Here is a 26,499-nt window from a genome sequence, read left to right as displayed (position 1 = left end):
TGTTTTTTTTATTGTTTAGTCTATACTTTTTCTCTTAGGGACATTGGTATTGGATAAATAATAATGAGTTATTCACCTGATCGTAGACACTTCCTGCGTACAGTTGGTGCCGGGGCCGCTGTATCAACACTCGCATTCAAAGCGCCTTATGTATTTGCTAAAAAAGTAACAACTTTGCGCGTCATGGGCACTCACGTTACATTGCAAGAAGAGCTTCGGCAGCGAGCAATGCGAGAGCTAGGTATAAATTTACAATTTATACCTATGGGTAGTGCAGCTGTTTTACAAAAAGCTGCTGCGGATCCAACTTCTTTTGACCTTTATGAACAGTGGTCAGACTCAATAAATATCCTATGGCAAGCCGGTGCTATTCAACCAATAGACGTCGATAGGCTTGTCTACTGGAATGAAATAAATGACCTTACTAAAATAGGTAAAATAACCCCCTCGGCCAAACTAGGGGCAGGTGATGCACCAAACAAAATTTTATTTGTTCAAAATGATGGCTCATTAGCAAGTACACCTACAAAAAAAATAAGCTTTATGCCATATGTCCACAATGTTGACTCATTTGGCTATAACACAGATTACATCGAAAAGGGGCAAGCCTATGAAACTGAGTCTTGGTCTTGGTTGCTGGATGATAAAAATAAAGGAAAAGTGGCCCTTGTTAATGCACCAACAATAGGCATATTTGATGCTGCGCTTGCTGCTCAGGGCCAAGGTCTGATGACATTTAACGACATTGGCAACATGAGCATTGGCGAATTAGATAAATTGTTTGCAATTTTATTATCGAAAAAAAGGCAAGGCCACTTTTCTGGTTTCTGGACATCAGTACCGCAGTCAGTGGATTTTATGAAGACAAAGCGCGTTAATATCCAAAGTATGTTTTCACCGGGTGTGAGTGCCTGTAGAGGCCAAGGTATCCCTGTTGTCAATGCATCCCCGAAGGAAGGGTATCGTGCTTGGCATGGTGTTATGTGTTTATCTGCTAATACCTCGGGGCATGTAAAAGATGCGGCTTATGAATATATGAATTGGTGGCTATCTGGTTATCCTGGAGCCTTTATTGCTCGACAAGGTTACTATATATCTAACCCACAGCGTAGCCAGCCGTTAATGTCTAAGCCTGAGTGGGATTATTGGTACGAGGGAAAAGAAGCAACCACTGAGCTGATTGGAACGGATGGTAAAATTTCTGTACAAGCTGGCCAGACTCGCGATGGTGGAAGTTATATTAAACGTTTTTCAAATATAGCTGTGTGGAATACCGTAATGCAAAATTACGATTATAGTTTAGATAAATGGTATGAACTACTTAATGCTTAAGGACGTCGTTTGGTACATTTAATATCGCGTTCTATTGCAGCGAAAATGACATTAGCGTTAGCACTGGTGGTAATTACACTCAGTATCAGCTACATCGTCATGGATAAACGCTTAGAAGCAATTGATACATCGGTAAATAATATTACGGATATTAGTAGTCATGCCATTGGTATTTTACGAATAAACAAAGATATTGTTGAAATGCAACGTGATATTTCGGTCTATGGCGCATCAGGGAGTGATGCGGTATTTGCTAAGATTGAACAGAACTACCAAAGTATTGACCAGCGTTTAAAAGCAATAGATAAAAAAAATAATGAAGTTGACGATAAAATTTATATCGATGCCATGTCTGAACTCGTGCTTAGGTATGGTGATAATCTAAGCGTGCTAAAAAAGCGCTATAATATAAAAACAGCATTGATAGATACAGAGCTGCCACGTATTTATTTAGGCGCTGTTGCCCATTTAACAGGCTTACTACAACTGACCGCAGATTTAAAAGATAAGTTGTTAATTACGCAAAATATAAATATATGGCACACATTACACCACAATGCGCAGCTTTATTTAACTAAAAAGGACTATTCTAAGCGTCAACAAGTCATTAAGGCGCTGCAAAGTCTCTCAAGCTCCAAATTAGCTTTGCAAAAGCAGCAAAACAGGATCGAAAACCCAACAGTTCAGTTAGCTGTAGATTACCAGCAAGCTTTTACTAAAAGCGTCCAAGCAAATCGTAACTATTTAAGTCTAGTTAATGTTGTTATGGCGGGTGATGCCATTGAGTTTAGTGCATTAGCAAATACACTTAGAGAGCAGTCACTGTCACGTTTAATTACAATAAAAGAAACCGGCTCAGTTAGTATTTCAAAAACAGAGTATGTTTTACAGCTACTCGGAGTAGGCGCTATCTTGTATATCATTGGACTAGCGTTATTTTTTCACTTTCATATAGCACATGCTATTAAACTATTGACCAAAAGTTTTCAAAGCTTTCTTAATGGTGACCTATCGGCGCCCATTCACGATTTAACACGCAAAGATGAAATCGGTTTGTTAGCGGGTGCTGCAAATCGTTTCAGGGCGTTAAGTAAAGACTTTATTTCTGCAAAAAAAGCAGCGGAACATACTTCTAAGGTCAAATCTGAATTTTTGGCAAATATGAGTCATGAGATCCGCACTCCTATGAATGGAATTTTGGGGATGGCGCGACAGCTTGGCAATACCTCTTTGACAGATAAACAAGCAAGAATGTTAGAGATTATTCAGTCTTCAGGCGCCAGCCTGCTAGTTATCATCAATGATATTCTCGATTTGAGTAAAATTGAAGCCGCAAAAGTTGAGCTTGAAAACCAATCAATCGATTTACATAAAATGCTAGATGAGTTAAAGCTACTATTTAGTGAACAAGCAAATGCAAAACAAGTGCAGCTTTTTGTTTCATCGCCGACAGACGAAGAGAATATTATTTTTGCAGGAGATGAAACACGCATAAAGCAAGTACTTATAAATTTGTTAGGCAATGCCATTAAATTTACTGAAAGAGGAAGTGTTGCATTAAATGTAAATGTTCAGAAAGAGGCGAATAATGAGCTTATATTGTCGTTTGGTGTGTCGGACACTGGTATAGGTATATCACACGAGCATATTGAGACACTCTTTGAAGCTTTTTCACAGGCCGATACCTCGATTACACGCCGATTTGGCGGAACAGGCCTCGGTTTAGCTATTACCAGTAAGTTATTAGCGCTTATGGATGCACCTTTAAAGGTAGAAAGTGAGCTTGGTAAAGGCTCGCTTTTTTATTTTGAATTAAAGACTCAAAGGGGTGATAAACAAGCGAGTCGACAACATGAAAATACTAAATTACCAGCACCGCAAGAGATTGATCTGTCTAACTTAAACGTATTAGTTGTTGAGGACAATGAGATTAATCAAATTGTTATTGAAGCGCTTTTGAAAGAGTTTAATATCACTTGTATCAATATAGCCGGTGATGGTGAGCAGGCGATTGCACAGTGCGAAATGTGTGCATTTGATATTATTTTTATGGATATGCAAATGCCTGTTCTTGATGGGCCTCAAGCAACACTTAAAATTAGAACGATGCCAGCTTTTTTAACAACACCGATAATAGCTTTAACTGCAAATGTACTAGGTAGCGATAAGCAGCGTTGTTTTGAATCTGGTATGGATGATTTTATCGGCAAACCAATAAGTTATGAGTGTTTAAGAGCGGTACTATTAAAGTGGTGTAATCCCCTAACTAAGCATTAGTAACAAAGGGCTAAAGATGAATATTTCCATGAAAGCAAATAAGTCAGTTGTATCTTCAAAGACGTTTCTTAGGTGGATCACGTTCTTTTTTGGTCTGTTGTTGGTTTTGGCGGTTTTACTATTTGAAACGCATGTAAAAAAAGATGTGTTAACGCAAATAGACAGCGAGTTTTCAACAACAAATCAGCGATTAAGGGAGGTGGTGACTTCATTTATATCTCGATCAAAATCAGATATTAGTTTTTTACACTCTACACCGCCGATTTCAGGGTTACCAAGAGCCCATTATAATAATGGTATAGACCCATATGATGGAACCACTTATAAACAGTGGAAAGAGCGATTAGAAACTATCTTTATTGGCTTTATGGAAAATAATTTAAATATTGAGCAATTGCGTGTTATTGCCGTTACCGCAACAGGAGAAGAGCTTATTCGTGTGCAGCGCCGAGGTGCTTCAGTTGAGGCTGTACCCGATTATTCGTTACAACCCAAAAGTGGGGAGCTGTATTTTTTACCGAGTTCGCAGCTTGAAGCTAAGCAAATATATTTATCGCCTATGTCGTTGAATCGCGAGTTTGGAGAAGTGACATTTCCATATAAGCCGATGTTACGGTTTTCTATCCCTATTTACAGTGAAGAAGGTAAGCGTTTTGCTTTCTTAATTATGAACGTTAGCGCAAATACCTTAATTGAAAAATTAACAACCACAGTGTTTGACTATTCTCAGCTTATAATTAGCAGCTCTGAAGGCGACTTTTTATATCACCCTATCGAAAAGTATCGATTTACAAGAGATTTAGCACCGAACATCACATGGGATACGCTATATGAGCAGTCGATCCAATATCAAGGACTTTATCGTGTGGATTCGAAGCAAAAAGTGGGCGAACAATACTATATGTTTTCCGATACAGTTCAAATGCGACCAGGGAAAAAGTTTAGTTATATTGATTTAAGTACTGTCGTTCCAAAGCTGTATATCGATAATATGATTAGTGATAAACGGCTTTTGACTTATGGGTTTTTATTGGTAATCATCTTTTTTACTGAAATACTGCTTATTACTTTTTATCGAAATGCAACCAAAAGCCAGGTGCTAGCTGAAGCACGTAGAGAGTCATCAGCCATTGTCGATGGTTCAATTGATGCCATTGTTGGATTAAATCTTCAAAGTGAACTAACCAGCCTTAACTTTAGTGCAGAGCGATTATTATCAACGTCTAAATCTTTATCTATAGGTATGCATACTAATGAATTGATATTACTCCAACAGCTGCCGATAGATAAGTATATTGCTGATTTGGAAAACTCGAAATCACAAATCAAAGATGAACGGTCCGTAGAGGTAAATGGGCAATCTTACTTTTTTGCTATTTCTGTAAGCCCGGTATTTTCTGAGCAGTTTGCACTCAATGGCCTTGCACTTATTATTAGGGATATTAGTAAAGAAAAAGCGGCCGAAGTTAAGGTAAAACGTTTGAACTCAGAGCTTGAGTCAAAAGTTAGAAACAGAACGAAAGACCTTGCTGAAGCGAAAGAGCAGGCTGTCATAAATAGTGATATTAAAAGCGCATATATTTCTAATATCAGCCATGAACTAAGAACCCCACTTAATGGTGTGATTGGAACATTAAATATTTTAAAGCGTGAAGAATTACCAGAAAAATCACGTAGGTTGATTAGTCTGATGGAGTTAAGTGCCACTAATTTAAACTTGTTGATAAACGATATATTGGATTTGTCTAAGATTGAAGCGGGTAAACTTGAATTAAATTTTAGAACATTTAATCCTAAATATTTGATTGAATGCTTAGTTGAATCGTGCTCCATAATGGCCTTTGATAAAGAGCTTGAGGTTTATCTTGATACACGAGGTTTAAATTGCCAGCGAGCTGTATCAGACCCATTAAGGTTAACCCAAATAATCAATAATTTAATTAATAATGCGATTAAATTTACAGAGCGTGGTTTCATAAAGATCAAAGTTGAATCAGAAAAGATTGAGGATCAAAAACACAAATTAATTATTAGCGTTCAAGACACCGGCGAAGGCATTGAATATCGTGCCCAGAAACACCTGTTTAAAGCATTTAATCAAGTCGATAGCACTATAAACGCTGAGTCTGGCGGTACGGGACTTGGATTATCAATATGCAAAGAGTTATGCCTGATGATGGGGGGGGATATAAAAGTCAGTTCGGTCCCACATAAGGGCAGTACGTTCAGTTTTGATATAATAATTGATAGTGAAAGTAGTGTGAATACACCACAGAACAAGCATTATTTGTCTAAAAAAGTCTTAGTTATTAATAATAATAAAGAATCACAAGAGCTACTAGGAGAGTTAATTCGTCATGAAGGGGGCGAGGTAGAACTCTCAAATTTTGAAGATTTAGCCGATATAACTGCTGAACCCTATGACATTATTTTCTTAGATGCAGAAGACAATAAAAGTGGTGAGTTAGAACAAATAATTGATGATTTCATACACCATAAATCAAACCTTAAAATTGTTGTGTTACATAAACCCGGATTGCCATTAACTAAAGGTATTTCAAGTAAGGTCACGACAATTAGTAAACCATTCACACAAAGTGATTTACTAAGAGCTATTGGATTAACTCTGAGTAAGGTTGAACAATTGCAGTTGCTTAGTGTAGAAGCAAGCGAAAACAGTAATATACCAGTACGAACTTTAGATCAAATTGATGGGGGGAGTATATTAATTGTTGATGATAATGAGATAAATATCGCAGTAGCAGTTGGAGCACTAGAATTTTTACCTATTTATGTAAAAACAGCAATTAACGGTGAACAAGCAATTGAAGCACTAAAGCTTAGCCGCATAGAAGGCAAGCCAATACGTTGTATTTTGATGGATTGTCAAATGCCTATCTTAAATGGTTACCAAGCTTGTGAGAAAATTCGTGCAGGAGATGCCGGTAATGAGTTTATAAATATACCTATTATTGCTATGACAGCTAACGCCATGATGGGCGAAAAAGAAAAGTGTTTATCGGTTGGCATGAACGACTATATTAGTAAGCCTATTCAAGCAAATGAGGCGCAAGCTAAAGTAATAGAGTGGACATTATCTAATTACGAAAAAAATGAACACTCTGTCACTGAAATTTTGGCTGAAAAAGAAGTGTTATGGGATCATGGTGCTGCACTTTCTCGTTTACTTAACAAAGAAGCTTTGCTTATTAAAATTTGTACTATGTTTATTAAAACAGCACCTGAAAAATTTAACCAACTAACAGAATTTGTCGATGATCATAATTATGAACAAGTTCGTCAAGTTGCGCATTCTCTTAAAGGTTTATGTGGTGAGATAAGCGCCGACAGGTTAAGAAGTTTGTTTGCAGAGATTGAATTACAAGCAAGCAAGGGGCAACTAGATATTGAAAAAGAGTTTTCACTTCTGGAAAAGCTGCTTCCTGCGTTATTGAATGACATGAATGAGTGGCTAGAAGAAAATAACAGTTAGATATGAGTTATTTCATGAAGTGGCACATATCAGCCTCTTAAGTTTTAACCGGATTGCGGTGATCATCTAAAACTATATGAAATTAAGCAAATAAAAATAATTCTCAATTTTATGCGATTATTAATTGCGAACTGTTTACGTTTAGATTAATATACAAGCTCGAATGTAATTGAGAGTGGTTTGTATTCATGTATATCTGTTTATGTCACGGTGTGACAGATAAAAAAATTGAACAAACAATCGACGAAGGTGCGACTACAATGCGCGAGCTTTCTAAAGAGCTTAAAGTCGGTAGCCAGTGCGGCAAATGCTGCGGCTGTACTAAAAAGATCCTCAACCGTAAACTTATCCAAATCGCTGATATTACTGAGCAAGTGGCGTAGCTATTGCTGGTAATTATTTAATCTCAGTGACATTTATTTGTATTATAAAAACTAAAAAAGCAGCCTAAGCTGCTTTTTTTGATATTAACCAAACGTTACATTTGCGACTGCAGGTAGTTTTCAATACCGGTGCTTTTAATTAACTGTTGTTGCGTTTCTAGCCAGTCAATTTGCTCTTCTTGCTCAGATAAAATGTTATCGAGCGCTTCGCGGCTAATATAATCTTTTTTACTTTCAGCAAGTTTGATCGCATCTTTTAGATCAACCAATGAATCTAGTTCAAAACTCATGTTGCAAGCAATCATTTCTTCGCTGTTTTCGCCAATGCGTAAACGGCCAAGATCTTGAAGATTAGGTAGGCCTTCTAAAAATAAAATACGCTCAATTAAACGGTCAGCGTTTTTCATTTTTTGAATCGAGGTTTTGTAATCAGCTTTGTCTAATACGCTAAAACCAAAATCTTTAAACATACGGGCATGCAAAAAGTATTGATTAATGGCAACTAATTCATTTGCCAGTATTTTATTTAATGCAACAAGAACGTCTTTATCGCCTTTCATAATTTAGCTCCTATTCGCCCATTTGTGATTGGTGATAGTTTTGGCTACCAATTTTATCAATCAAACCAAGTTGTTGTTCAAGCCAGTAAACGTGATCTTCTTCGGTATCGAATAATAGCTTTTCAAGGATCTCACGTGACTGATAGTCTTTTTCTTGCTCACAGACTGCAATTACTTCTTTAACACATTCAACGACTTCAAGCTCTAGGGTTAAGTCATTTTGCATCATTGATTTAACATCATGACCAATAATAAGGTCACGGCGTTTGGTCATGTTTGGTACGCCTTCGAGGAATAAAATACGCTTAATTAACCAATCAGCGTGATCTTTTTCTTCTTCCATTTCATGATTAAGGCGTACATAAAGTTTATCTAAACCCCAATCATCGTACATACGTGAGTGGATAAAATATTGATCGATTGCTGCAAGTTCATTTGCAAGCAATGTGTTAAAGCTGTCGATAACTTTTTGATTACCTTTCATAACGGCCTACCTTGAAATTCATAATTGCGACAAGTTTAGTGTAAAATCACAAAATTGCAAGTATTTTCCTTTTAAATCATATGGTTAATATTGCGTGTGATTCTCGTTTAAGTTTGCATTGTTGGTTGCTTTGTGAACAGATTGCTATTTATATTTAAGGTTAAAGATGAAATTAAGAAAGGCTCGTTCATTGCACCGCGCAATGAACGAGTTTAATGATGCTTAAAATTTATATTTAACGCCAACAGTTGCTGTTGTTCCTAAACCTTTGATGTTGTAGCCGCCGAATGTATATGACTGAGCACGGGCTGGAAAGTAATCTTCGTTAAATAAGTTCTCGATACCTGCAAACCCTTGCCAGTTATCAGCAAATTGGTATTGGCCAGTTAAGTTAAAAATATTATAATTTTCGACAGGGCCCTGATCGCCCACATATTTGCCATCGTCATTTGCTGCAAAGCGTTTTCTATCGCCGACATACAGGTAACTTAATGTTAGTGACATAGCATCACTAGGTTGCCAGTTTAGGTTAGCTGTCGCTTTTGGTGGGCTGATCTGTTTAGAACCTAAATAAACATCTGCTTCGGTGTTTTTACCTTCAACATAGCTATACGTTGCCAGTAATTTTAGGTTTGCAGAAATTGTATAATCTACCAGTGTTTCGTAGCCCCAAATTTCCTGTGGTGCTCGCACTGGTTCATATACGCCGGTCACTTCATTAAATTTATTGGTTGTGCCAAGTTCAGAGGTACTACGATAGGCGGCAACTTCAATACGTACATTATCAAATTGTGAATTAAAACCAATTTCATAGTTGTCGATGATCGAGGCTTGCGTTTGGATCTGTCCAATATCGTTTACCGTGGCAGCACGCAACAAACGGCCAATATCTGAAATATCGGAGCCTTGTGAGTAGCTTAAAAATGGGCTGAATTTTTCATCAAGGTTGTACTTAATACCAACATTATAGGTTGTCGCATCGTAATCTATAGTGTCGCCTTTAACGTTAATAGGTACTGAGCACTGAGTTGGCGTTTTACATAGTTTAAGTGTGCGGTAATCGTCTACCGTTAAATCAATGCTTTCTTTGCGAACACCGGCTTTGACAATAAGGTCATCAGCAATCACCCATTTGGTTTGTAAAAAGCCAGCAACACTTTGCATATCCATCTCTGGAACCCAGATACGGCCATCAACAAGTGGCTGCGAAGTCACATCGGTTAATGCATCGATACCATAAATAAATGAGGCTTCGATAGAATCAAAATCTATTTGGGTATTAAATGTTGCCCGTGCGCCTTTTTTCTCTGATCTGATAATTGACTGGCCGCCGTCATAATTTTCGTCTTGATTAGCAAGATTGGGGGAGAAGAAAAACACGTTTTCTATATCTTGCATATAAAGATCTAAGGTCATTTGGGTGTTATCAAATAGCGCGTAGTCTATGTACTTTAGGGTGATATTTTCGTTGCCTTCGGGGCCTTGTGGTTTACCTTGTTTTTGTAATTCAGATGGTACATGGATTGCGTAGGTTTTTTCGCCTAAGCTGATATCGCCAGCAACATCGCCTAGGTCTGTTTTTTGCTGCGAACTGAAGTAGTTATAACTAAACTGTAGCTGTTTTTCGTCATCAAAATCATAGCCCAATTTAGTAAAGTAGTTTTGTGTAACTGCGTCGGATAAACCATATTGTAAACCGAGTATGTCACCCTGGGCATCACGTTGTACGCCATTTTCTTCATAGCTGGCAGTAACTAAATAGCTAAATTTGTCAGCACGGCCATTAATGGCTGCTGATAGCCTTGCACCGGCACTTTCCTCAAGTTTTACCGCACTAAAGCGACTCGATAAACTTATTTCACCTTCGGTTTTACCATCACTTTTTGCTTGTTTAGTGATGTAATTAATAATACCGCCTGATGCACCGTTACCGTAAATAGAGGTGGCACCTTTGATCACCTCAATGCGGCCGATGGCACTTGGGTCGAGGCTCTTTATACCTAAAGAGCCATTACGCAGTGGGGTTGATTGCGGCACGCCGTCAATCATTATAAGTGGTGCACGACCACGCAGCGTTTGCCCGGTATTACTCGAACTACCTGTATCAGGAGCAAGGCCCGGCACCATTTGCGCAAGTAAGCTTTGTAGCTCTGGATTTACTTTTAAATGCTCTTCGATTTGCTGTTGATTGATAATAGTAATTGATGCGGGAACCTCATCAATGCTTTCAAAAACACGGCTACCAGAGACAACCACACGCTCCATTTGTGCATCGGTTAATTGGTTTTTATTGATTGCTTCATCGGCAAAAGTGGCAGTGCTTACAGCGAGGGCTAATAAAGTGAAAGAGGTTTTAAACATGAAGATCCTTTACGACTATGTAATTATGAGATATTGCTGTTTTTATTGGCGCAATAATAAGTGTAAAGAAGTGTAAAGGCAAGGGTATTGATAGTTATTATCAATTGCATTTTGTTTTTTTTGCTATTCAAAAAAGTTAAACATCAGCATTATGCTTGCAAAAAATGCCAACCAAAGCGGCGCACTTGCTTGATATTTTCCGACATTAAAAAGTTGATAACAAAAACCAATAAGCAGTAGTAGCTCAATAAGTAGCTGGAGTGGAAAACCCACAAAGGCATAAATGATTCCTATCACTGAGAGAAAGCTATTACCTGATAGTTTGCTCAAGGTGCCAGTAAAAAACTCGGCTGCTATAAAAAAACACAGGTGGTTGATTATAAATAATAATAGAACACTTTTCATAGCTCTCGTCCTTAAGCTTTTTTCCTGATGCGCTAATAAGTGATTAATTCCATGTAATTGGTACGATTAATTTTAGGAGCTAAAATAGGAAAAATAAAGCAACGTCACTTGTTTAAAGTATGAGTTGCCACAAGGCAAAAAGTACATTTACATCGAGTCAGGAACGGCAGTTATTTGAAAGGTAAGGGTGGCATGAGTTGATCTGACAGTGTTACTGGTGGTGTGAACTTAAAGTTATTGTTCAACATCACCAGTGCGAGCTGATTTATTAAAACGTTATAATGCTGAGTTATCTATAATGGCGTTTATACCAAAAGTAACCCCCGCTGATAGTAAAAAAAGCAGGCAGTAGTGCAACCAATAGCCATAAAATTTGCACCAGAAAGCCGGCAAAATCGCCAATATGAAATTTATATTTAAAGTTCCACGCGCGAGTTGTGAGGTTGGCTTTTGAGGCATCGTAAGATTGCAGTACTTGACCGGTGTATTGATCGGCCCATACCCAACTATAAGCATGACTTTCATCAGGATTTCTTACTCTAAGTGCAACTGGGTCGCTGGCTTTTTTAGGCAAATAGATACGAAATAATTCAGCCTCAGGAAATACGGCTAATGCGTTTTGTATAGCCACTGCAAAGTTATCGCCATTGATTATATTTGGCACCTCGAGTTTCGGCGCTTTAGGGCGTGCCTCTACATTATTTTGTGTTACAAACTCAAGCACTGCTTTGGTCTCGTCTTTCCAGTGAAATGCCATACCAGTAAAGGCAATTAAAATAAGAGGGATAAACAGATACATACCAATCACTGTATGGAGTTGGTAAAGCAAAATACGTAATTTAGCCTTGGGTTTTATTACTAAACGTTTTAGACGATTTTTAGGTTTAAGCCACATGTATACGCCAACGAATATATTGATAATAAAAATTAACGCACAGATAGAGACCCAATTGCGCAGCGGCTTTTTGCCATCTGCATCTTGGTATAATAGCCAACGATGAACGGCCATGGTAAAGCCATACACTGTACTGTAATAATCATATTTGAGCAGTACTTGTCCGGTATATGGGTTAACGCTGATATAGTTATTATCAGCAAGCTGGGCTTGCCATGCAACAGTGGGCTGCTGCTCTGGCATAAGTAAAGTGACATTTTGTTTGGAGTGAACAGCCAGCGTATTGATAAGCACCGGATAGGCCAGTGGTGTTGATTGCGGGGTTACTGTCCAATATTGCGGATTAATGATTTGCTGAATGTCTTTTGCGTAAATTAAAATAGCGCCGGTGATGCTTAAACAGATCAAAAACAGCCCACTAACTAATGTCAGTATTAAATGAGTACGGCGTAACCACAGCTTTAACAACACAGATATCCTATGATATTTATAAAAATAAAGATGCGATGATAAATGAGAACGCGAGCTGTTTTCAATAAAAATACGATTAAATGCGATTATGAGCTCGCATCATGGTTTGTTATTGTGGCTGTTTATATTCAATAATACATTGCTCAATAGCAAATTCATGGTGTAAATAGTCTTTAATTGCGTCAATATCAAGTGGCTGAGTAGCTATGATCACCAGTTCACAACAGGTCGTTTTCTCATCAATTTGCCAGGCTTTAATGCTGAGTACTTGGCTAATTGTAAAGTGCTTTTGTAACGCATTAGTGATTGCTTCACGATTAAAGTTATTGGGCGCAGCTTGCATAAGAATTTTGCAACTTTCAATCAGTAGTAATACCCCGTGATAAATTACATATGCCGAAATGAATACTGTGGCAATCAAATCAACAATATACCATTGATAGAGAATAATTAAGGTACCAGCCACAATTACCACGATCGAGGCCATAGCATCAGACACATTATGAATAAATGCAGCGCGAATATTCATGCTATTTTTTGCCCCCGCACGAAAGGTCAACACCGCCGTCGCAACATCAATTACTAGTGCTAATGCTGCCACCCACACTACAATCCAGCCATCGATTGGGGTTGGGTTAAAATAGCTGTCAATGGCTTCTAGTATTAAAAATCCACCAATAATGATTAAGGTGCTGCTGTTTAACAATGTGGCTAAAATTTCTGCACGTTTATAACCAAAATGATAGTGCTCGTTAGCGGGTTTATTACCAATTCTACGGGCGATTAATGCGATAAAAATAGCCGCTGCATCACTGAGATTATGCAGTGCATCGGCAATTAAAGACAGACTGCCAGAGATGAGACCGCCAACAACTTGGGCAATAGTAAGTAGCACATTGATAAAAACAGCGAAGCCTAGCTGGCGATCACTTTGGTCGTCATTGTGATGACTATGAGAATGTTGATGAGCCATATTCAGTATTGCCTAAGTTGTTATTATATTGATACTACAATACTAAATGAGCATTGCTGAATTAGCCAGCGGCATAAAGTTGGCATCTGTCGCGAGCGGTTAAGCACTTCTCAGTAACGAAAAGATGTGTTAAGTTAGCTTGGAAATCGTTCAAAGGATATATTGCTTGAAGCAAATAGTGTTGTTAGTTTTAGCGTTTGTACTACTTCAGCCTGTGCTGGATAGTTTTGACGTGGCTGATCATAACACTGCTATTAATGTAACTTCGCAATTATTACATCAACAAAGTCAATTAGACGAACACTGCTCTGTCAATAACGATCATGATATTCATCAACTGCAACATCAGCAATTAAGCCAAGCCTTAGCTGATAACGCCGATGATGCGCATTGTCATGTATGTCATATCCCCGCATTTTTTACTGAGCCGTGGCAGCAGTATGTCAATTTACCAAGCTACGACATTATTAGTTTGAACGCCCCTGCATTTAATTCGCGTCTGCTTATTCCTGATCTACGCCCTCCAATTACTCACTCACTAAGTTAATTTTTAGCTGGCCAACATCATGGTCACCGATTTATTTAGTAAGAGTATATGTTATGAATTTATACAAACCATTTGGGTTTGCTTGTCTGTGTGCGACTGTATTAGCTGCACCACCCGCATTGGCTGCGCCAACGCATAATACCGGCGATTTAACCTGGTTGTTGTTGCAATTAAAACAACACCCAAATTTACAGGCTGATTTTCAGCAGCTGCAAAGTGCCACTGCATCTGTGCGAGCCGCAGGGCAATCTCTATATAATCCAAACCTTGAGTCGAGTATTGAAAAAGAAGGCGATGCTAATAATTTTAGTATTGGGCTGAGCCAAACATTTGATATTAATGATCAACAACAGGCACAACACAGTGCGGCGCTACTTACACTGGTTGCACAGCAGCAGCGTTTGCAATTAACGTATTTACAATTAGTTGAACAAATCCTGATTGCGCTTATCAATTGGCGCAGTAGTAAAGCAGCTTTTCAGTTAGCGCAACAGCAAGAGCAGCAATTAGAGCGTTTAGTTACCGTGGTTAAGCGCCGTCGAGCGGCCGGAGAAGTCGGGTTGCTGGATGAACAATTAGCATTGTACTCACTATCAGAAATTTTGAATCAAACCGCCCAACAAGCCAGTGCTTATGCAGATGCTAAATTAGCTGTGCAGGCACTGTTGCCAACGTGGCACGAAGATGGACAGCTGACACCTGAACAGTTACTCAGTGGTATTAAACTCACTACAGATACTGAAAATGTGGTCCAACATCCACAACTTTTGCTGGTGAAATCACAATGGCAACAACAGCGTCAGCAAGTAAAGGTGATCAAAGCAGAGCGAGCCGTCAAACCAACCATTGGGCTTGTAGCAGGTAAAAATGGTGATGATAACCTTGTCTCTGTGAGTTTTTCTATGCCGCTGAATATAGTGAATAATTTTAGCGATGAATACCAAGCTGCAGAATTTATGGTGATGTCAAAAGAAGCCGAATATCAAGCTTTAAAGCGCACTATGACGTTTCAAGCGCAAGCCAGTAAAGAGGTGATGCAAGCGTACGCTCAGCGCGTTAAGCGTTGGCAGTCGATTAACCAAGCAAATGCAGATAGCAGCCTTACGTTGATAGAGCAACAATGGCAAAACGGTGATATAAGTACCGCTGAGTACCTAACCATGCGCCAACAGCGTATTTCAGGATTACTTGCTGGCATTGAAATTGTTCAGCAAAGCCAACTGGCGAGTGTGAATTGGTTAACGCAAAGTGGTCAACTTAGCCATTATATTTCTACCTTTACGGATCCCCTAACTGATGGAGCTGCACTATGACGCGCTTAAAAATTATTCTTTCTGCTCTGCTATTTATTTTTAGCAATTTAGGGCAGGCAACCACTGTTGCACAACAAAAGTTTGATGATACAAAAACAGGTCATCAACACAGTGAAGAAGCACCGCACGCTCATACACCAGATGCAGCCCTTGATCATAGTGCTACCACAGCAGTACAACAGAGTGAGAATGTTGAACATGATCAAGCCGGCGGGGTACGTTTAACCCCGACACAAATGCGTTTAGCAAATGTGCAGATCAGCCCATTAGTGAAGCGCACTTATCAAGCGCAGTTGTATGCCCCTGGTGAAATCAAAGCTAATGGTTATAGCAGTTATGTGTTGTCGCCACGGGTAGATTCAATTGTGGTGAAACGTCACGCAACCTTAGGACAACATATTCAAGTAGGCGCACCGTTAGTGACTTTATTTAGTGCCGAGGTCGCCAGTGCACAAACCACTTATCGATTAGCTAAAGCACAGTGGCAGCGGGTGCAAAAAATGGGCAAAGGTACGGTGAGCGAAAAACGCTTACTCACAGCCAAGGCCGAATATGAAGTGGCTCACAGTCAACTTGTGGCGTTTGGTTTATCGGCTAAAGCAATTGCGCAAAGTGCGGTCAGCCCAGCCGATAAACTGGGGGAGTACACATTATTTGCTGGTACGTCAGGGGCTGTGCTCAGTGATAATTTTGCACAAGGGCAGCGGGTCGATGCGGGAATTGAACTGATGCTGATTGCTGATGAAAGTCTACTGTGGGTTGAAGCGCAATTGTCAGCAAATCAAACCATTAATATTGATACAGGGAGAATAGCGCAAGTGAAAGTGAATCAATTCACATACCCAGCCAAGGTGATCCAAGAAGCACACACTATAGATCAGATCACTCGTTCACGGATTGTGCGTTTAAGTGTACAAAACAGCCAGCATCAATTACACCCAGGGATGTTTAGTGACGTGTATTTTGAATTTTCAACTGAGCAACAAGTGTTGGCAGTACCAGAGCAAGCTCTACTTAGGAACCCAGATGGTGATTGGGCGGTATATGTGCAAGATGAAGACGGTGAACTTATAGCAACTGAAATTGAACGTGGCCGGCGGTTTGGTCAGCTTCGTGAAATTAAAGGATTGGCTGAGGGCACTAAAGTCGTTACTCAAGGAGCATTTTTTGTCGCATCAGAACAAGCTAAAGGCGGTTTTGATCCGCACAACCATTAGGAGCTAACACTATGTTTAATAAAATAATAGATAGTGCGATTGCTAATCGACTACTGGTTTTGCTGACTCTTTGTGTATTCATTGTCACCAGTGTTGTGGTGATCCCAAAACTCAACCTTGACGCTTTTCCAGATGTTACCAATGTGCAAGTGGCTGTTAATACCGAAGCACCAGGTTTGGCTGCCGTTGAAGTTGAGCAACTGATCACTTACCCAATTGAAGCGGTCATGTATGCATTACCTGATGTAGAGCAAGTTCGTTCGATTTCTAAAACGGGGCTTTCTGGTGTTACCGTGGTTTTTAAAGAAGGGGTGGATATCTATTTTGCCCGCCAACTGGTATTTGAGCGTTTGCAAGCAGCGAAAGAACTGATCCCGGACGGGATTGGCTTGCCAGAAATGGGCCCGAATACGTCAGGGCTCGGGCAGGTTTACCAATACTTATTAGCGGCATCACCTGAGTCTGGCTTGGATAGTATGGCGCTGCGCAGCTTAAACGATTGGATTGTCAAATTGCTTATTCTACCTGTTGATGGGGTTACCGAAGTACTGTCGTTCGGTGGTGATGTGCGTCAATACCAAGTAAATCTTAACCCAAATAAGTTATTGGCTTATCAGCTCGAACAACAACAAGTGGTAACTGCACTGGAAGAAAACAACACCAATGTAGGTGGCTGGTATATGAACCGCGGCCAAGAGCAGTTAGTTATTCGTGGAACAGGTTGGTTTAATGCCGGCACACTAGGGCTGCAAGAAATAGCACAAACGCCATTGAAAACCATCAATGGCACAGTGATCACCATTGCCGATGTGGCAGAGGTGACGCTTGGCAGTGAAATTCGCCAAGGTGCCGCTACGATGAGTAAAAAAGATGGTCAAGGTAATGTGCAATCATTAGGTGAAGTGGTGACAGGGGTGGTATTAAAACGCATTGGTGCAAATACCAAGCAAACCATTGATGGTATTAGCGCGCGGATTGCGATGATCAATCAAGCACTACCAGAGGGAGTAACGTTTGAACCGTTATATGACCAAGCTGATTTGATCACCAAAGCGGTTGATACTGTGGTGGATGCCTTGCTATTAGCGTTTGTATTTATTGTGGTTGTGCTGGCGTTATTTTTAATGAATTTACGCGCCACATTATTGGTTTTATTGTCTATACCAATCTCCATTAGTATGGCTTTATGTGTCATGTCGTGGTTAGGGCTCTCGGCTAATTTGATGTCACTCGGTGGTATTGCTGTGGCAATTGGTATGCTGGTGGATGGCTCGGTGGTGATGGTGGAAAATATTTTTCGTTACTTAACTAACAATACTCATGCTGATCACTCACCGGCTAAATTGATCACTATGGCGGCTAAAGAAGTTGCCAGGCCGGTATTTTTTGCTGCACTAATTATTTTAGTCGTGTTTATGCCGCTGTTTAGTTTTGAAGGCGTAGAAGCTAAATTATTCCAGCCAATGGCTATAAGTATCATGTTAGCCATTATTTCTGCTGTGATTGTTGCGCTAGTAATCGTGCCAGCAATGGCAGTGTATTTATTTTCTAAAGGTGTCACAGTTAGGCGCAGTGTATTACTTGAGCCGTTAGATAAAACTTATCAAATATGTTTACGCTGGGCAATGAACGCACGTAAAACGGTGATCTCGCTGGCGGGAATATTAGTGGTGATTGCTGGTATCTTATTGCCGCAACTAGGTACTGAGTTTGTGCCAGAGCTTGAAGAAGGCACTATTAACTTACGGGTAACGCTGGCACCTTCGGCAAGCTTGGATACAGCATTAATGGTCGCTCCTAAGTTGGAAGCGATATTATTGGCCTTTCCTGAAGTTGAGTATGCACTTAGCCGAATTGGTCGCCCAGAAGTCGGGGGGGATCCAGAGCCAGTTAATAATATTGAAATTTACTTAGGTTTAAAGCCGGTGAGTGAATGGCAATCAGCTGCTAATCGTGCACAACTGCAAGTGTTAATGGAACAAAAATTAGCGCAGTTTCCTGGTTTATTGTTTAACTTTTCACAGCCGATAGCCACGCGGGTGGATGAGCTACTATCAGGGGTGAAAGCGCAACTAGCGATTAAGCTGTTTGGTGCTGATTTAGATGTGTTAGTCGCTAAAGGGCAGCAAATTGAGCAAGCTGTAAAAGGTGTTGCTGGCGCTAAAGATGTGGCAATGGAACAAATTGCTGGTGAAGCACAATTAGTGATAAAACCGAACCGCTTAGCACTTTCTCGCTATGGTTTATCTGTGGGGGATTTAATGTCGATAGTGCAAGATGGCATTGGCGGCACTGCGGCAGGGCAAATTATTAATGCCAATGAGCGGTATGATATTTATGTGCGCATTGGTGCAGAGTTTCGTGACAGCCCAGAAGCCATTGCAGACCTGCGTTTATTATCACCGACAGGTGCCGTGGTTAGGGTTGGGGATGTCGCAACGGTTAATATTGAATCTGGTCCGCCACAAGTGCGTCGTGATGACGTTCAGCGCCGAGTAGTGATCCAAGCCAATGTACAAGGGCGCGATATGGGCTCAGTCGTCGCGGATATTCGCCTTGCCATAGCTGAGCAAGTTGATTTACCCGCAGGTTATGGTGTGAATATCGGCGGTCAATTTGAAAACCAACAACGGGCGCAGCAACGTTTATCTATCGTGGTGCCTATTTCGCTGGCTTTGATTGCATTACTTTTGTATTTTGCATTTGGCTCAATAGGCCAAGCATTGCTGATTTTAGTCAATGTGCCGTTAGCAGTTATTGGTGGTGTGGTTGCACTTTACGTATCGGGGCAATATTTATCAGTGCCAAGCTCTGTGGGTTTTATTACCTTGTTTGGGGTAGCTGTGCTTAACGGCGTGGTGATGGTAGAGAGTATTAATAATCGTGTTAAAGCGGGAGATAGTCTACAAAGCGCAGCATTTAATGGCGCACTATCTCGGCTGCGACCCGTACTAATGACGGCGTTAACCTCAGCGCTTGGTTTGATACCCATGTTGATATCAACAGGGATCGGCGCTGAAATTCAAAAACCATTAGCAACGGTTATTGTTGGCGGATTATTTACCGCAACCTTTCTTACCTTATTTGTATTGCCGGTACTCTACACTCAATTTAGTCAGCAGTTTTACCGTGTCAATGGGAATAAAAACTAGCTCTACTGCAGTACCTTACACAAGGCGCATAAACTTGCGTCTTGTGCTATTTAGTGCATTAATATAAGTAAGTTTCTAAAACAATAAAAAGTTGATTATGGAAATACAATGCTGAATGGCCTGTTAAAAAATAAAAGCCAATCTATACGGACGAAACTGATTGTTACTTTTATTGTCATTGCGCTAGCACCATTATTTTTAATGTCTTGGTTTAGTCTTCAACATGTAAGCAACTCCCTTGAAAAAAGCGCCCAAACTGAACTTGGTGAATTAAGCAGTATTGGTAAGCAATTTGCGAATATTTGGTTTGCAGATCACATTAAAGACCTATATCTATTAAATGATCAACTAAGTCATAGCCAGCTAAATAAACGGCTACTGATTGATGAGTTTGTTGATCGATATGATTTTGTCAATGAAATTCATATTATCTTCGACCCCTCAAATACCCCAAACCCAGTTAATAACAGTGCGTTTTCAGCCTTAAATCGTGATCAGTTAATTGCGATGCTAGCGGCTATTGAGCAAGGGCAAAAAAGTGTATTTATATCTTCAATGGGGGCTGAAACACATCATTTTGTGGCGTTACCTATGATAGACGAGCAACGCGGACTTTATGCAATAGTATTAGCGAATATAAATTTTCAAGGCTTGCTCGATAATTTAGAACATATTCATAATAATAATGAGGGACTAACTTTCTTTATTGTGAAAGCAGGTGAAATCAAAGGTGCCCAATTGCACCCGAGTGTATTACCAAAAGCTGATTATTTTACTAATGTGGCAAATACTGAACAGGTTTTTACTTATCGAAAAATAGATGACACATTACACTATGCCATTTTAACGGACTTGAATTTTGCAAACGCCACAGGCTGGCAGCTATTGGTTGAAAAGCCTGCAGCCGTTATGTTGCAAGGTGCCAGTGACTATAAGTTTGCAGCTGTGGTTGCTAATGCTTTTGCATTTTTAGTGATCTTAATTCTATCGTGGTGGTTTGGACGACGTTTATCTCGCCCGTTCATTAGCCTTGCCAATGCCAGCGCTGAAATAACCCGAGGTGAGCGCAACAATATTCCTATTCTGGAAGACAGTAGTGAATTACATCAGCTGTCGATTGATCTAGAACACTTAGTCAGTAGTAAGGTACAACAGCAAGAACGGCTAGAGCATCAAAGCACAGCGCTTCAGCTTGCCTTAAAACAGTTAGCGGAACAAAAAAGTGCACTTGATGAACATGCAATTGTTGCTGTGACCGATATCAAGGGCACGATCACCTTTGTTAATAAGAAATTTTGTGAGATCAGCGGTTACAGCGAAAGTGAATTGTTAGGAAAAAACCACCGTATTTTAAACTCTGGGACTCATCCTAAAGATTTTTTTAAGGACATGTATAAAGCCGTAACCGCAGGCAATGTATGGCATGCGCAAATCTGTAATCGAGCAAAAAATGGTGACTTTTATTGGGTCGATACTACAGTTGCGCCTTTTTTAGATGAACAGGGCAAGCCCCAAAGTTATATCGCTATTCGCACCGACATCACAGCATTAAAACTACAAGAATTTGAACTCGAACAACACAAAACACAATTACAATTAGTGTTGGACAGCACTGCAGTAGGGATTTGGGACTGGTATGTAGATACTGGCAAAGCATACTTTAATAACCGCTGGGCGAGTATTATCGGTTATAAATTGGAAGAACTACAACCAACTGATTTTAATACATGGAACAAATATACTCATCCAGATGATCTTGTTACTTCAGGGCAGCTTTTAGAGCAGCATTTTGCGGGTGAGAGCGATTATTATGTCTGCGAAGTTCGTATGTTGCATCGTCTCGGACATTGGGTGTGGGTACTGACCACAGGACGTATCGTTGAGCGCAATAGTGATGGCTCTGCAAAACGAATGATAGGTACTCACCTTGATATTACAGAGCGAAAAGAAACAGAAGCACAATTACAATTGAGTCGCGACCGATTTGTGTCTCTGGTCGGCAATATTCCAGGCATTGTGTATCGATGTAAATACGATGCCCAATGGAGCATGCTCTACCTGAGTGAACAAACAAAAGTTATTACCGGCTATGAACCAAAGGATTTAGTTGATAATCATAAGCTTAGCTTTGTTGAATTAATTCACCCGGATGATGTTGCTAGCGTGGCTGAGAAAGTAAGAGTCGATATTGATGCTCGTCAGCCATGGTCATTAGAATACCGTTTGGTCGCTTCTGATGGCTGTATTCATTGGGTACATGAAAAAGGTCAAGCAGTGTATGATCAGGCTGGCAACGTATTGTATTTAGATGGTTTTATTCATGATATAACCGAGCGTTATCATACTCAATCGACACTTTATCGCCAACAAAGTTTACTTGAAGCAATGAGTAAACAAGGCCAAATTGGTGCCTGGGAAGTGGATTTAGAAGCACAGACAATGTATTGGTCCGATGAAGTCAAAGCAATTCATGAAGTCGCTGACGACTACCAGCCAGTAATAGGGCAAGCTCTTGATTTTTATAAGCAAGGTGAACATCGTGATAAAATTAGCGAACTGTTTGAAGATGCAGTTATTAATGGTAATAGCTGGGAAATTGAGTTAATCCTTGTCACAGCGTTAGGCAATGAAAGGTGGGTTAAGTCGATAGGGCAAGTTGAATTTAAAAATGAACGTTGCGTGCGTGTGTATGGTTCATTTCAAAATATTGATACTTATAAACATCTCGAATTAGAGAGTAAAAAAGCCAACCAATATAATAAAAACCTAGCGAGTTTAACCGTCTCACCTGAGTTATTGGCAGGTAATTTCGATGTAGTAAAAAATTTAGTGACGCAGTCAATGTGTGATGTACTTGATGTGCAACGCTCAGCAGTGTGGGTGTTTGATGAAGCTAGCGATGAAATGACGTGCGTGAGTTTATTTATCGATGATCAAGGTTTTGTTGAGCAGCCTTTAGTGCTTAAAGCGAGTGAATTTCCCGCTTATTACCAAGCAATATTTGCACAAGGTTTAGTGGCAATTAATGATGTTAATAGCCATCCTGCAACCGCCGAATTGATTGACACTTACACAACACCATTAAATATTAATTCGATGCTCGATGCCGTTATATCTACCGGTGAGGGTATATTAGGAGTGCTCTGTGCGGAAAGTGTCGGTAGCTATCGCTGTTGGAGCCAAAATGAAGAAACCTATTTACGCTCTTTAGCGACCTTAGTGGGCAGCGTGTTAATGTCGCAAAGGCGTAAGCAAACCGCCCAAGAGCTGAAAATTGCATTAGTCAAAGCCAATGCTGCTGCAACAGCAAAAAGTCAATTTTTAGCAACCATGAGTCATGAAATTCGTACCCCAATGAATGGGGTGTTGGGTATGCTTGAGCTGATCGAACTTGAAGCGTTGACCAAGCCGGTGCGAACGAAAGTCGCGATAGCAAAAAATAGCGCGCATTCTTTATTGTCGGTGATCAATGATATTTTAGATTTTTCGAAAGTTGATGCCGGTAAAATCGAGCTAGAAAGTATCAACTTCAATGTCTGTAATTTACTCGGAGAGGTGGCGGAATCTCAAGCCCTTGCGGCGCAAGATAAAGATATCGAAATCATTATTGATTTAGTGGCTGTGACACCGGTGCAATTTAAAGGCGATCCGGGGCGTATTCGCCAAGTGCTGACCAATTTACTGAGTAACGCTGTTAAGTTTACTGCGCAAGGTGAAGTATTGATCCGCGCATCAGTAACTCCTATTGAACAACAATATCAGCTCAGTATTAGTGTAAAAGACTCTGGCATCGGAATTGATCTAACCAAGCAAGAAGATTTATTCAGCCCATTTTCGCAAGTAGATGCCTCGACTACGCGTGAATATGGCGGCACTGGATTAGGTTTGGCGATTAGTAAACAATTGTGTGAGTTAATGGGTGGAGAAGTAACGTTAGTCAGTGAGGTAGGGCATGGTTGTGAGTTTACCGCGACAGTGATGCTAGAGGCGGGAAGTGACACTGAGCGTAGTATACCGACCATAGATATGACCAAGCTCACTATATTGGTGGTTGATGATAACGAAACCAATCGGATTGTGATAAGCCAACAGCTTGCTCATTGGGGTGCAAAAGTTGAGCTTGCTTGTAATGCAGCACAAGCCTTGCAGTTATGTAAAAAGCGCCTTGCAGATAAACTTAATTTGTATGATATTGCCGTGTTGGATATGCAAATGCCAGGAATGGATGGCTTAGCACTGTGTCGAAAATTAAAAGCCGATGATGATTTTAAAGCAATGCCATTAGTAATGATGACCAGTATTGCTGGCATGGAAGGAGTACAACGTTTTAGCGATGCAGGGTTCCAAGCGTATTTTCCAAAACCTATCACTACGGCTGATTTGATCAGTGCCATGGCGGTGATCGCTCATGGTGGTAGCGCCGATTTACCTTTAGTGACATCAAGTTATATATCCTCACTGCGTAGTGATCAGCATAGAGCAAATAGCCATATTTTATTGGTTGAAGACAATCCGATTAACCAGCAAGTATCTAAACTAATGTTAAGTAAACTGAATTTTACCGTAACGCTAGCGGAGAATGGTCAGCAAGCCCTTGATATTTTAGCGAAAGTACCTGCAGAACACTTTAATTTAGTGCTCATGGACTGCCAAATGCCGGTGCTGGATGGATTTGACGCTACTCGCGCAATTCGTGCCGGTGAGGCGGGTGCTAAACATCAACAGATCACAATTATTGCACTCACAGCCAATGCAATGGATGAAGACAAACAGCTGTGTTTAGCGTCTGGAATGGATGACTACTTGGCTAAACCAATTCAACTACAAATATTAAAAGATAAACTAGATCAGTATTAAACAATGCAGTAATAAATAAGAGAGCTTATGACAGACCAAAAAACGATTACCTTAAGAGATGCGCAGCCTTCGGATGCTGCTACTATTTTGCATTTTATTACCGAATTGGCAATTTATGAAAAAGAGCCCGATGCGGTTAAAACCGATGAACAGGCGATTTTAAAAACCCTGTTTAGTGAAGGTGCAACAGCGCATAGTTTGATTTGTTTTGAAGGCGATACGCCAATTGGCTTTGCGGTGTACTTTTACAATTATTCGACTTGGCTTGGCAAGAATGGCTTGTACCTTGAAGACTTATATGTCAGCCCAGATAGCCGAGGTAATGGTGCGGGTAAACTGATTATGCAACATTTGGCACGCCAAGCTATCGCAAAAGATTGTGGCCGTTTTGAATGGGTGGTACTTGACTGGAATCAACCTGCGATCGATTTTTACAATAGTATGGGGGCAGAGCCACAAAATGAGTGGATCATTTATCGGCTTACAGGACAAGCATTAATTGATTTTGTCGAGAAATAAAAATACGTAATATAAATAAAAATCATTTGCATTAAGTTGTTTGGCTGTGTAAATTAATCACATCATTTAATTTTGTGCAGGTGATTTTTATGTCACACCCACAGTTTCACAGCAGCAATAAATTGTCTCAGGTTGAGCAAGTATTAAGTCCTTGGCAAGCCAACATCATTGCTGGAAATACAGCGTTTGAACGCGGTGCTTTAATTGAAGCTCGCGATAAATACACGACAGCACACACCCTCTCAGCTCGTTTATTAAGCCAATTTAGCCAAGCAAAAATATGCCAGTCAGTTATTAGCGCAATTGAACATTGCTGCCCCGCATTCGTTGTTGCCGCTCATAATTTAGCGGATACATATCGAGCCATGAACCAAGCAGAGCAAGCGTGTCAGTGTTTGTGTGATGTGCATATAAGTTTAAGTCATTTGCTCCAGCATCCATGCGATACGGTGCGTACAGTGGTTGTGCACCATCATCACAAAACCTACACAGAGTTAGTACAGTTTGCCAAATTGCACAGTCATTACCCGCAATTAATAGAACAAATCAATCAGACGTTAAGTTACACCCCAGATCAAACTGCCACTGTGCATTGATCACTTATCTTAATCCGACAAGGAACAATTATGGCGTTTACATTACCCCCATTACCATATGAGTACGATGCGTTAGAGCCACATTTAGATGCTAAAACTATGGAGATCCACCATACTTTGCATCATCAAACATATATCAATAAAGCCAATGCGGCACTTGAAAATACCCAGTATAGTGATACTGATGTACATGAGTTACTCGCAAAGATTGACACGTTGCCAACTGAGCTGCAAAAAGTAGTGCAAGAGCATGGTGGCGGACATGCAAACCATTCATTGTTTTGGACAGTAATGAGCCCCAATGGTGGGGATCAGCCAAAAGGGAGCTTATTAGATGCGATCACAGAGCAGCTTGGCGGCTTTGATAACTTTAAAGAGTCATTTACAGCGGCAGCTGTTAGTCGCTTCGGCAGTGGCTGGGCGTGGCTAAGTGTTAATAAAGATAACCAGCTTGTGGTGGAAAGTAGTTTAAATCAAGATAGTCCATTAATGCACGGCAACACGCCGATTTTAGGTTTAGATGTGTGGGAGCACGCCTATTATCTGAAATACCAAAACCGCCGCCCGGAGTATATCGCAGCATTTTATAATGTTATTAATTGGGCTGAAGTTGAGCGTCGTTATTTAGCTGCTACCAGTAAATCAATCAGCGAATAAAGGTTGA

General features: G+C 40.2%; 18 protein-coding genes. 12 read left to right on the top strand and 6 right to left on the bottom strand.

All coding sequences use genetic code 11. From position 1 onward, the window contains the following. Positions 1-63: 63 nt before the first annotated feature. The 4 genes from FW757_RS11425 to FW757_RS11410 all read left to right on the top strand — a co-directional run bounded on the left by FW757_RS11425 (position 64) and on the right by FW757_RS11410 (position 7,485). Positions 64-1,332 carry an ABC transporter substrate-binding protein gene (locus FW757_RS11425; RefSeq protein ID WP_182717811.1) on the top strand — a complete coding sequence of 423 codons (1,269 nt, stop codon included), beginning with the start codon at positions 64-66 and terminating at the stop codon, positions 1,330-1,332. 9 nt (positions 1,333-1,341) lie between these two features. Continuing rightward, the gene (locus FW757_RS11420) at positions 1,342-3,609 is read left to right on the top strand and encodes an ATP-binding protein (protein ID WP_182830687.1); all 2,268 of its coding nucleotides are present in this window, start codon (positions 1,342-1,344) and stop codon (positions 3,607-3,609) included. A gap of 16 nt (positions 3,610-3,625) precedes the next feature. Then, the gene (locus tag FW757_RS11415; RefSeq protein WP_446441229.1) at positions 3,626-7,102 is read left to right on the top strand and encodes an ATP-binding protein; all 3,477 of its coding nucleotides are present in this window, start codon (positions 3,626-3,628) and stop codon (positions 7,100-7,102) included. Between the two features lie 188 nt (positions 7,103-7,290). Further along, positions 7,291-7,485: a (2Fe-2S)-binding protein gene (locus tag FW757_RS11410; protein ID WP_145236256.1), complete on the top strand. Its 195-nt coding sequence runs from the start codon at positions 7,291-7,293 to the stop codon at positions 7,483-7,485. A 95-nt stretch (positions 7,486-7,580) separates the two neighbouring features. Here FW757_RS11410 and bfr (FW757_RS11405) read toward each other — a convergent pair whose 3' ends face one another. The 6 genes from bfr (FW757_RS11405) to FW757_RS11380 form a co-directional block, all read right to left on the bottom strand. After that, a complete protein-coding gene (gene bfr / locus FW757_RS11405) occupies positions 7,581-8,045 on the bottom strand; it encodes a bacterioferritin (protein ID WP_182739583.1) in 465 nt (154 codons plus the stop codon). 10 nt (positions 8,046-8,055) lie between these two features. Further along, positions 8,056-8,529: a bacterioferritin gene (gene bfr, locus FW757_RS11400; RefSeq protein WP_149980077.1), complete on the bottom strand. Its 474-nt coding sequence runs from the start codon at positions 8,527-8,529 to the stop codon at positions 8,056-8,058. A 222-nt stretch (positions 8,530-8,751) separates the two neighbouring features. Next, positions 8,752-10,890 carry a TonB-dependent receptor gene (locus FW757_RS11395; protein ID WP_446441228.1) on the bottom strand — a complete coding sequence of 713 codons (2,139 nt, stop codon included), beginning with the start codon at positions 10,888-10,890 and terminating at the stop codon, positions 8,752-8,754. Positions 10,891-11,013: 123 nt separating this feature from the next. After that, positions 11,014-11,295: a hypothetical protein gene (locus FW757_RS11390; RefSeq protein WP_149980079.1), complete on the bottom strand. Its 282-nt coding sequence runs from the start codon at positions 11,293-11,295 to the stop codon at positions 11,014-11,016. 289 nt (positions 11,296-11,584) lie between these two features. Then, positions 11,585-12,658 carry a PepSY-associated TM helix domain-containing protein gene (locus FW757_RS11385; RefSeq protein WP_446441247.1) on the bottom strand — a complete coding sequence of 358 codons (1,074 nt, stop codon included), beginning with the start codon at positions 12,656-12,658 and terminating at the stop codon, positions 11,585-11,587. Between the two features lie 112 nt (positions 12,659-12,770). Then, positions 12,771-13,634, bottom strand: a complete 864-nt coding sequence (locus FW757_RS11380; protein ID WP_182762249.1) for a cation diffusion facilitator family transporter — start codon at positions 13,632-13,634, stop codon at positions 12,771-12,773. A gap of 166 nt (positions 13,635-13,800) precedes the next feature. Between FW757_RS11380 and FW757_RS11375 the strand changes: the two genes are divergently transcribed. The 8 genes from FW757_RS11375 to FW757_RS11340 all read left to right on the top strand — a co-directional run bounded on the left by FW757_RS11375 (position 13,801) and on the right by FW757_RS11340 (position 26,492). Then, complete coding sequence (locus FW757_RS11375; RefSeq protein WP_446441227.1) at positions 13,801-14,181, top strand: hypothetical protein; 381 nt, start codon at positions 13,801-13,803, stop codon at positions 14,179-14,181. Between the two features lie 53 nt (positions 14,182-14,234). Beyond that, on the top strand, positions 14,235-15,494 hold the full coding sequence (locus FW757_RS11370) for a TolC family protein (protein ID WP_446441226.1): 1,260 nt from the start codon (positions 14,235-14,237) through the stop codon (positions 15,492-15,494). Continuing rightward, the gene (locus tag FW757_RS11365; RefSeq protein ID WP_446441225.1) at positions 15,491-16,711 is read left to right on the top strand and encodes an efflux RND transporter periplasmic adaptor subunit; all 1,221 of its coding nucleotides are present in this window, start codon (positions 15,491-15,493) and stop codon (positions 16,709-16,711) included. The genes FW757_RS11370 and FW757_RS11365 overlap by 4 nt, the downstream gene beginning before the upstream one ends. Positions 16,712-16,722: 11 nt before the next feature. Next, entirely contained in the window at positions 16,723-19,863 is a 3,141-nt protein-coding gene (locus FW757_RS11360) for an efflux RND transporter permease subunit (RefSeq protein ID WP_446441224.1), read from the top strand. Positions 19,864-19,971: 108 nt separating this feature from the next. Next, the gene (locus FW757_RS11355; protein WP_446441223.1) at positions 19,972-24,720 is read left to right on the top strand and encodes a PAS domain-containing protein; all 4,749 of its coding nucleotides are present in this window, start codon (positions 19,972-19,974) and stop codon (positions 24,718-24,720) included. A 27-nt stretch (positions 24,721-24,747) separates the two neighbouring features. Next, positions 24,748-25,239, top strand: a complete 492-nt coding sequence (locus FW757_RS11350; RefSeq protein WP_182762259.1) for a GNAT family N-acetyltransferase — start codon at positions 24,748-24,750, stop codon at positions 25,237-25,239. Between the two features lie 89 nt (positions 25,240-25,328). Beyond that, complete coding sequence (locus FW757_RS11345) at positions 25,329-25,835, top strand: hypothetical protein (RefSeq protein WP_182717821.1); 507 nt, start codon at positions 25,329-25,331, stop codon at positions 25,833-25,835. Positions 25,836-25,865: 30 nt separating this feature from the next. Next, a complete protein-coding gene (locus tag FW757_RS11340; RefSeq protein ID WP_149980088.1) occupies positions 25,866-26,492 on the top strand; it encodes a superoxide dismutase in 627 nt (208 codons plus the stop codon). The last annotated feature ends 7 nt before the right edge of the window (positions 26,493-26,499 follow it).

It is taken from the genome of Pseudoalteromonas sp. 1181_04 (genome assembly GCF_052850545.1).
This window is presented reverse-complemented; position numbering and strand designations above follow the sequence as displayed.